The sequence below is a fragment of the Kosmotoga arenicorallina S304 genome (genome assembly GCF_001636545.1).
Taxonomy (GTDB): domain Bacteria; phylum Thermotogota; class Thermotogae; order Petrotogales; family Kosmotogaceae; genus Kosmotoga_B; species Kosmotoga_B arenicorallina.
In genome coordinates, this window is record NZ_JFHK01000025.1 from 1 (window position 1) to 9,444 (window position 9,444).

The following is a 9,444-nucleotide window of genomic DNA, read 5'->3' on the forward strand; positions in this document are numbered from 1 at the left end:
ACGATGAGGAACTCTTTTTGTCCTCGCGTGGGAACAAGAGCCCTCAGTCAAATTATACAACAAAAACAAACACACAGGGAACTGAAAGAAGGACAGATGAAAGGTTCTCCCTGCTTGATTCTGTTGCTCAAACAAACTGCCATTTGGGAACGGATTCAGGCAGATTGTCTCCTTGACTTGACATAGTAGGTGAGTAAAGCCCTTTGCTCTGCCAGATCTTTTAGCTTGTTTTTCAGAATCGAAATAACATCTTCAATACCTGCCGAAGAGAACAGGAACTGTATTTCCTTAACAGAAAAATCGAGCCTTCTTAAAATGAGGATCTGCTCTAATTTTTCTGCTGCCTTTTCATCGTAATATCTGTATTGAGAGTCTTTATCCCTTATGCTCTCCAACAATCCCAACTCTTCGTAATACCTGAGCGTTCTGTTTGAAATGTTGTATTCGCATGCGAGATCTCCTATTCTCTTCAATCCGGGCATAGAACCATCTCCTTTGTGCAAATTGAAGCGCTTCAAACCTATTATATAGATTTACGCAACGTAAGAGTCAACAGAGATGAAGTAAAATAAAATAGTTAAAGAGCGGACTCTTTTTCTATGCTCATGATTGGAGGCGATTCAAATTAAAAAGTGCGTAGTTATCCCTACATACTGGGGTCCAGCAGATGGCAGCGAAGAGATCGTTTTTGATCATCCGACCCCACTAAACAGTAAAGGCACTCTCGCCAGGTTGTTGAACAACCTCCTGGAGTTTGAGGAAATCAAAAGAGGGGAAATACCCGTAAGAATAGTTGGAATTGCAAACAGAAAGGATCTCAGAGATAAAGTTGAAGATTTACTCGAATCCTACCTTGAAGGGTATTCGAACAAAATGGAACTCAAACTGTGCTCTTATTCATGGCTGAACAATTTGAAAAATAAATTGGATGAAAAGGGAATTCATAGCTTCTTTCCCATCGAGCCAGACAGTTACTCACAGATAAGAAACCTCTGCCTGCTCGCAGCACTCGAAACAAAAAGCGATATAGGCATCTTTTTGGACGACGATGAACTTCTCACTGATAAAAACTATTTTGATAAATCGGAAGAAGGAATGTATTCAATAGCTGAAGACAACGGCACAATCCTTGGAAAAGCTGGGTATTACAAAGAAGACAAGCAGGACTTCTCTAAATTCTGGGAACTCAAATGGTGGCCTAAAACTGCAGTATTCAATGAAACCTTCGAGCGCTTGATAAGAGAAAAGCCAAGATTCAAAGCAACCATGGTTGCGCTTGGTGGGAATATGGTCATCTCAAAAGATGTGATGAAAAGCGTTTGCTTTGACCCATATGTGAATCGCGGAGAAGACATGGACTATGTTTTCAACGCCCGTATGTTTGGATACAGATTCTATTTTGACCCTGAATTGTTTATAGAACATTATCCACCTGAAAAGAAGACCCCGGACTGGAAGAAGGCAAGAGAAGATATTTACAGGTTTTTGTACTTGCGCGAAAAATATCGGGGGCATTTACAGAGCGAAAAGGTTCAAAAAATCGCTTTTGAAGAATTTTTGCCATATCCGGGGGTTTTCATGCAAGATGATCTCGAAGACAGAATAATAGAACATTCCAGAATGATGGCGATGCGATACCTTTCTGAAAACGACAAAGAAGCCTTTAGCGCTTGTATGGAGAATGCAAAGATTCCGTTTCTGTATAAGAAAAATGCCGATATTATCAGTGATTTTCTAAAAACAACAAACTCATGGAGAGAAATTACACAGAACATTTGAGGTAAGGACTTTGCGAATATTGATGTTGTACTCTGTTCCATTATATGGCTCTGGTAGCGGCACTTATGTCAAAAAGCTTGCAGCTAAAAATTCACATGGAAATCGATAGCAGAAAAGCTTTTAAGAGTCTTCGAAAAACTAATTTAAACCCTTCAAAAAGCTAAACAGGCCCAAAAGGGCCTGTTTAAATTTCAAAAGCAAAATGCTTTATCGCTCAGGGAAAAACTCTTATGGGAGTTGATATAGACACTGCCCTTCCTTTTCTCTGAAATACAACTTCTATATAAGTTGCTGTGTATCCTTTTATGGAAAATGTAGCAGCCATGTTTTCAGCTTTCCCAAGAGGTATGTAATCAAATCTTGCATTCCGAAAATCTCTTATCTGTGAATTTGCGAAAAACAACCTGACTTCGGATATCTTCCAATCTTTGGGTTTGATGGAAATGTCAATATGGATTTCTGTTTCCGATGCGTTTGTTGAATATGTTGCCATGATTTCAGGAAGCGATGCTCCTTCATCAAGATTAGCAAAAAGCGCTCCTATTGCCTGTACCGTTCGAGAAATTTCAGCGCCATGCCCCATATTTGGAGCATATACCATTCCTTTTTCACCCGGGAGCCCATCGAAGTACAGCGTAGCAGCATTTACAGGCCAGTAGGGGTCATTAGTCCCGACGATTATGAGCTTTGGGATATCTAAATGTTCCCTGTAAGCGTAAGGATCAACGTACTGCAAAAGAGCAATTCTTTTGGGGTCTTCCAGATCGTTCAAAATGCCAGTATTAACATATTCTGCTATAGATTTACTGTATGCCCCCCAAAATTCGAGTTGATGCTTCATCTGCTCCTTGATATTCAAATTGTCAAAAGCTATGGGAGCTATGGCTTTAACGCGGTTGTCAAAGGCAGCTGTTAGCCATGTTGTCCAGCCTCTCTTGGAAGCGCCAGATAATATAAAACCTTCTATTTCAAAACCTTCTTTCTTTGCGTAATCAGTAATCATATTCATTGCAGTAATCGTGCTTCTCACCATAGGCAGGAGCAACGGCCATTCATAGTCACCTGTTTCCAGAAATTTTGAAAAGGTATAAGCTATAAGCCAATCCTCACGATAGTCATTGAAAAGAGGCTGGTTGGGAATATCATATAAAACCACTACATAAGCTCCATTCTGAATAGCTATAGTGTTAAAAACCTCAAGAAGCCCGTTATCTATTTTGTAATCACCGGTTATAAACAGCAAAGCATATCTTGACCTGAGGGCTTCGGGCTTTATTATGAGAAGGTGATTCTTCCAGCTAACACCTTTCCAGTTGAAAGCTTTGAAAGAAAAAACACCAAAGCCCGGTGATCCTGTGCCTGGCGGAATTACAACCTCAAAGTCCGCCTCTTCGAGTGTTTTTGGAAGTTCATCGCGAGCAAGGAAACTCATTATGCTAACCCCCAAAACTACGGAAAGACCGAGTAAAAATATGAAAAGCAAGCAAAGGACTCTTTTCACTATCATCCCCCCCTAAAAGGTTATACATCGAATGAATTTCCAAAGTCAAGGTTTTTTCCATAGTTTTATTAATCAAGAACTCGTTATGTTAAGATTAAATAGTTAAACGGAGCTGATTAAATGAACAGATGGCTGATAAGGCGTGTTATTAAAGCATCGGGCTTTCGTTCCGGGTACAGAATTCCCTGGAACTGGAAACTCGGAGCAAGCCTGTATAACAAAGAAAGCTTTAAGAAAACTTACAGGGAAGAAGCTTTTAAATTAATCCTGCGAGAAGTATCCCGGAAATCGAAATTCTACCGGGAACATCTTGAAAGATACAATCTCAAAAATGTGAAAACTCCAGAAGATCTTGGTGACTTCTTTACTTATCCTGAGCAGTTAGAAAGCCATTCAGAAGACTTCATCTGCCAAAAACCCGATATTTATTTTGAAACCTCTGGCAGTTCGGGAAAACCAAAGAGGGTCGGATTCACATATGAAGACTTCCTTCTTTTAGCCTTTTCCACAGCTCAAGGCTTTGAAAAAATGGGTATGGAAAAGAATGACCTTTACCTCAACGCTTACAGCTACGGAATCTGGGTCCCGGGTTTGATCATTCAAAACGCCCTTGGAATGCTTGGTGTTCCCGCAATTCCTGTGGGCCATCAGAAAGCAGAAGTCATTTTTGAAAAGATCTTGACGTACAAGCCTTCAATAGTCGGAATATTGCCATCATCATTGATCATAATTACAAAACTCGCCGAAGAGTATAATAGTGAACTTCCGAAGATCAGGTGGTTTCTAACAGGGGCACAACACATTCCCACAAAAACAAAAGAATGGATTAAAAGCGTATGGAATGCGGACGTCATCAATGGTTACGGCGCAACGGAATTCGGCGGGACCTTTGCAATGGAGTGCGAAGAAGGAAAAGGCTATCACTTCAACGACCTCATGTTCTGGGTTGAAATAATAGATCCAGATCAAAAGGGATATGGCGAGCTCGCTGTAACAACGCTTGCTTTTCACTCTATGCCTTTGATCAGATACAGAATAGGAGATATAACGAGATTTGTACACGATAGCTGCCACTGTTCTTTGGGTACTGAGAAGATAGACTATATCCTCGGCAGAAAAGACGATATGTTCAAAGCAGCCGGAAATAACCTTTATCCCGGATATTTCTCAAAAGCAGTGGTTGAAGGCGTGTTCCTTGGCGTGGAAATTGATACCAGGGAAGGCATTGACTGCATAAGAATACGGGTTACAGAAGGCTCAAAAACCGATTTGAAAAAGCTCGATACTTTCATCCTGGATACTATCGAAAAAGGCGAGATCATAGTTGAAACAAAATTCGAATCTCTCGATTCCCGCATCAGGAGGAAGATTCCCAAACTAATTGACCTGAGGCCACGGTAAATGGTATATACTATACCACAAAGGGAACACTTGTAAAACAAAACGGGAGTTCCTAAAACTGGTAATTCGGAAAATCTCATGAGCTCGGAAAGCAAACAAGCTCAAGTGAGGGTGTGGGGGAATGGACTCAAAAAACATAGGCGTATGTGTGGGATCGAGCAGTATCTCATATTATGATGGTATCAGTGGTGAGAACCTTTCTCACCATGGCAACCCCATGGAAATTTTGAAGGAATTGATACCGCGTTTCCTGAAAAATGGAAATGTTATCGTCACTGGCAGAAAAGCCAAAAAGATGGTCAAGCTCTCTCAAATACCCGAGGTTGTAGCGACAGAAGTGGCTTACAATGCCCTCAAGGAAAAGTACGGCGCTGTGGAAGCCATCGTAAGTGCCGGCGGTGAGAATTTCATACTCTACAAGCTCAACAAAAAAGGCTCGATATCTGAAATATACACCGGCAACAAATGCGCATCGGGTACAGGAGAATTCTTTTTGCAACAGCTGAAGAGAATGGATGTATCACTCGACTTTGCCAATTCCATAAATGTTGACGAAGCCTATGAACTCTCATCCAGATGCACTGTCTTTTGCAAAAGCGACTGTACACACGCCCTCAATAAATGTGTCCCAAAAGAACTGATTCTGAACGGTCTTGGAAAAGTCATGGCAGAGAAAATAATGGAGCTTGTCCACAAAAGCGACGTGAAGAGAATAATGCTTGTTGGTGGAACCGCCAGGAACAAAGTAATGGTTAAGTACCTCTTAAAGCATGTTGATTTGGTGATTCCCGATGAAGCCCTCTTTTTTGAAGCTTTTGGCGCGCATATATGGGGAAAGAGAAACGGCACATCTTTTAAAGTCCCGAATAAGATATTCGTGGAAAGCCCATCGAGCTTTTCCAAGCACGAGCCCTTGAAGAAGTTCCTCAACATGGTGGAATTCAAAAAAATGAACTTCAAAAAAGCACAAGATGGCGATGAATGCATCCTCGGTGTGGATGTAGGTTCGACGACCACCAAAGCAATACTGCTGAGGCTGAAAGACAATGCGATACTTACGGGTTCGTATTTGAGAACTTTGGGAGATCCGATCAAGGCGGCGAGAAACTGCTATAACGAGCTGATTGAGCAATTAAATGGAATCGACCTCAGGATCGTTGGAGTAGGGGTAACCGGTTCCGGCCGCAAGATAGTTGGCTTGCACGCACAAACCAATGCGGTTTACAACGAAATAAGTGCCCATGCCAAAGCCGCCGCATATTTCGATCCTGAAGTGGATACGATATTTGAAATCGGTGGTCAGGACGCCAAATATACATATCTCGTGAACCGCGTTCCCACTGATTACAGCATGAACGAAGCCTGTTCCGCTGGAACGGGGTCATTCCTGGAAGAGGCTACCAGAGAATCACTGGAGGTGCATTACAAGGACATAGGGGATCTGGCCCTAAAAAGCGAAAATCCCCCCAACTTCAGCGACCAGTGCGCGGCTTTCATAAGCAGCGATGTGAAAACCGCCATTCACGAAGGCCTGTCAAAAGAGGACATATGTGCCGGGCTGGTCTATTCGATATGCATGAATTACCTGAACAGGGTAAAGGGAAACAGACCGGTGGGAAAGAAAATCATCATGCAGGGTGGGGTGTGTTACAACCACGCAGTTCCCGTTGCGATGGCCGCGCTTACCGGCAGAAAAATCGTGATACCTCCCCAGCCCGGACTGATGGGTGCGTACGGTGTCGCGCTGATAGTTAAAGAGTATATAGGGAAAGAGTTCTTGAAGCCTGGAATATTCGACCTTCGCGAGCTTGCAAACAGGGAAGTGCAATACAAGGGAACTTTCATTTGCCCGGGCGGGGAAAATAACTGCGATAGGAAATGCGAGATAAGAATCATCAAGATAAATGGCAAGAGATTCCCCTTCGGCGGAGCCTGCAATCGCTATGAAAATGTAGCCAGGCATGTGGTGACGAATACCCCGAAATACGATTATGTCAAAAAGAGAGAAGAACTGATCTTCGATATGAAAGAAAACTCTGGCGAAAAAACCATAGGAATCAGCAGGTCGCTGGCTATGACCAAGTTGTTTCCGCTGTTCTATCGCTTCTTCAAGAACCTCGGGTTCAAAATAGTGATCCCAGAGGTTTCAGACAAAAGGGGCTGGGATCTGAAAAACACGGAGTTCTGCTTCCCTGTGGAAATGTCACACGGCTATATGTACGATCTCCTTTTGAAAAACCCCGATTATATCTTCCTCCCAAGGATAAGGGGAATAAGGGTGGAAAATTCCCGAAACTACAACGTTTTCTGTCCCTTTGTGCAGAGCGAGCCCGATTATCTCAAATCCGCATTTCCAGACCTTGAATCCCGAAATCTTCTGGAAGCGAACCTCGACTTTTCAAATGGGTATGAAAACGAAGCCGAAAGCTTTGGGAAAATCGCTGAAAAGCTCGGGCTAAAGAACGAAGAAGGCAAAAAAGCATACCTTGAGAGCCTGGAAAACTTTGAAGCATTGAAAGGCAGGATGAAGAAAATAGGAGAGAGTTTCCTGAAAAAACTGGAGAATGAGGAATTTGGCATAGCGCTTTTTGGAAGATCTTACAACGCTTTCACCTCACATGCCAACATGGGAATTCCTGACAAATTCGCCTCCAGGGGTGTCCCTATAATAAACTTCGATGCTTTGCCATATGAAAGCGAAGAAGGATACAGAAACATGTACTGGACCTGGGGAGAGATGATAACAAAAGCCGCGAGATATGTGAAAAAACATCCCAAACTGTTCGCCGTGTATATCACAAATTTCAGCTGCGGGCCTGATTCTTTCATAATCTCCTATTTCAGGGATATCATGGGCGATAAACCCTCCCTGATTCTGGAATTGGACAGCCATACAGCTGATGCGGGCATAGAAACGAGGATAGAAGCCTTTATCGACGTGGCTAAAAGCTACCTTAAAGCCTCCATCTCGAAAGAAAAGAAGAAGGCTTTAAGGCCCATTACAGAGCTGAAAATGGGAGAATTAAAGGTCATAACGCCTGATGGCAAAACCTTTCCAATAAACCATGAAAAAATCCGGTTAGTTATTCCATCAATGGGTGAGTTCAGCTCAAAATGCCTGGCTGCTACATTCAAATACCACAAAGTGGAAACTGAAATATGCTCTGTACCGGGTATCGAAGAGTTTAAACTTGGCAGAAGCAATTCCCTTTCCAAAGAATGCCTGCCCCTTCAGCTCACTCTCGGAAGCCTTATAAAATACCTGAACAGAAACAACCATGGAAAGAACGATGACAAAATCATCCTCTATTTCATGCCCGAAACAATGGGGCCGTGCCGTTTTGGGCAGTATAAAGTCTTTATGGACCTTTGGCTGGACAACAACCACGCTGATAACGTCGCATTGCTAAGCCTGAATTCAGAGAATGCCTATGCAGGCTTGGGGCTTTCGTTCAAATTGCGAATCTGGACAGCTGTTATCGTTTCCGATGTCTTAACTGATATCGAAAACACGATAAAAGTCCTTGCAAAAGACAGAACAAAAGCAAAGCAATTGCTTGAAAAGGCAAAAGAAGAAATACTGGATAGTTTTGCCAACGATTCTTTGCCCGCTTTCTTCGGGAGACTCGAAGACGCGGCGAAACTCATCGCATCCATAGAAAAAAGCAAAAGCTATGCTGAAACGCCAAAAGTGCTGATAACAGGCGAAATCTATGTGAGAAAAGACGAATTTTCCCGAAAGAGGCTGGAAGATGCATTCGCTGAAAACGGGATAATAACCCACATATCCTCAGTGCATGAGTGGATATACTACACGGATTACCTATTCCTCAAAAAACTGACTTCATCAAATTCAACCCATATCGAAAGGTTGAAGAAAAGAGTTGAAATTCTCTTCAAAAAGTATATAGAGATGAAAGTGAAGAAGATATTGGAAAAAACAGACTTTTACGAAATGCACATGATGGATGTGGAAAAAGCGATCAAAGCGGCGAAAGATCACCTGCACCCCCGATTGACGGGTGAAGCAATACTCACAGTGGGAACGGCTATCTCCGAAATCGGCGAAAGGTACGATGGCGTGATTTCAATAGGACCCTTTGGCTGTATGCCCAGCCGAATAGCCGAGGCGATTATAAAAAAAGGCGCTTTTAAAAAGCACCTGGAAGATCTCGGGAATGCTCCGATAATTCATATAGAATCTGATGGCAATCCCTTCCCACCCATCATAGAAAGCAAGATCGAAGCCTTCATAGTACAGGTTAAAAGATTCAAGGACTATAAACAAAATGCGCTTAATGCTAAGTAGGGGTTTTCGCTAATAGGCGGGCTAATTACAAAACAATTGTGGGAATGTATTTATTGTGCTTGATGTCTTCGGAGACAGTTTATAGAAAAAGATATTCTGTGTGATCTTTTTGACGGTGAAACTCTGTATCTTGAAAATAGATACAAGTTTTGATTTTTTACAGTTTTTTATGCTGCTCGGTAAAATCAGGTGATTGTATACTAAGAATAGGGTGTCGCGAAAAAAGTGGGCCTCCCAAATTCCAATGGTGGTACCATTGAAATATCCCAACATAAGAAAGGAGGCCCAAATGAATGGTACCACAAGAACTTACAAAAAGCGATATTGTAAATTATTGAGCAATTAGACAAGCTTTTGCCCTCTAACTTCGTTAACAAACAAGGCAGAGGTAGAAGAAAGGCTTATTCCGACAAGAGCATCTTGAAACTTTCCGTTTTATTGAAGCTATGCGATG

General features: G+C 42.3%; 5 protein-coding genes and 1 pseudogene. 4 read left to right on the top strand and 2 right to left on the bottom strand.

Going from position 1 to position 9,444, the window contains the following annotated elements; translation table 11 throughout:
• Positions 1 to 176, top strand: a pseudogene (locus AT15_RS10450) (IS110 family transposase); the annotation flags it as partial.
• On the opposite strand, the gene AT15_RS09255 reads toward AT15_RS10450, so the two are convergent.
• A complete protein-coding gene (locus AT15_RS09255; protein WP_068348842.1) occupies positions 156 to 482 on the bottom strand; it encodes a MerR family transcriptional regulator in 327 nt (108 codons plus the stop codon). The pseudogene AT15_RS10450 and the gene AT15_RS09255 overlap by 21 nt on opposite strands.
• Before the next feature lie 127 nt (positions 483 to 609).
• On the opposite strand from AT15_RS09255, the gene AT15_RS09260 reads away from it, so the two are divergent.
• A complete protein-coding gene (locus tag AT15_RS09260; RefSeq protein WP_068348845.1) occupies positions 610 to 1,779 on the top strand; it encodes a glycosyltransferase family 2 protein in 1,170 nt (389 codons plus the stop codon).
• Positions 1,780 to 1,993: 214 nt separating this feature from the next.
• On the opposite strand, the gene AT15_RS09265 is transcribed toward AT15_RS09260, so the two are convergent.
• The gene (locus AT15_RS09265; protein WP_068348848.1) at positions 1,994 to 3,280 is read right to left on the bottom strand and encodes a PhoPQ-activated protein PqaA family protein; all 1,287 of its coding nucleotides are present in this window, start codon (positions 3,278 to 3,280) and stop codon (positions 1,994 to 1,996) included.
• Between the two features lie 120 nt (positions 3,281 to 3,400).
• On the opposite strand from AT15_RS09265, the gene AT15_RS09270 reads away from it, so the two are divergent.
• Both AT15_RS09270 and AT15_RS09275 read left to right on the top strand, forming a co-directional pair.
• Positions 3,401 to 4,681: a phenylacetate--CoA ligase family protein gene (locus AT15_RS09270; RefSeq protein WP_068348852.1), complete on the top strand. Its 1,281-nt coding sequence runs from the start codon at positions 3,401 to 3,403 to the stop codon at positions 4,679 to 4,681.
• A 121-nt stretch (positions 4,682 to 4,802) separates the two neighbouring features.
• Positions 4,803 to 8,990, top strand: coding sequence for an acyl-CoA dehydratase activase (locus AT15_RS09275; protein WP_068348855.1), 4,188 nt, complete (start codon positions 4,803 to 4,805; stop codon positions 8,988 to 8,990).
• Positions 8,991 to 9,444: the final 454 nt, after the last annotated feature.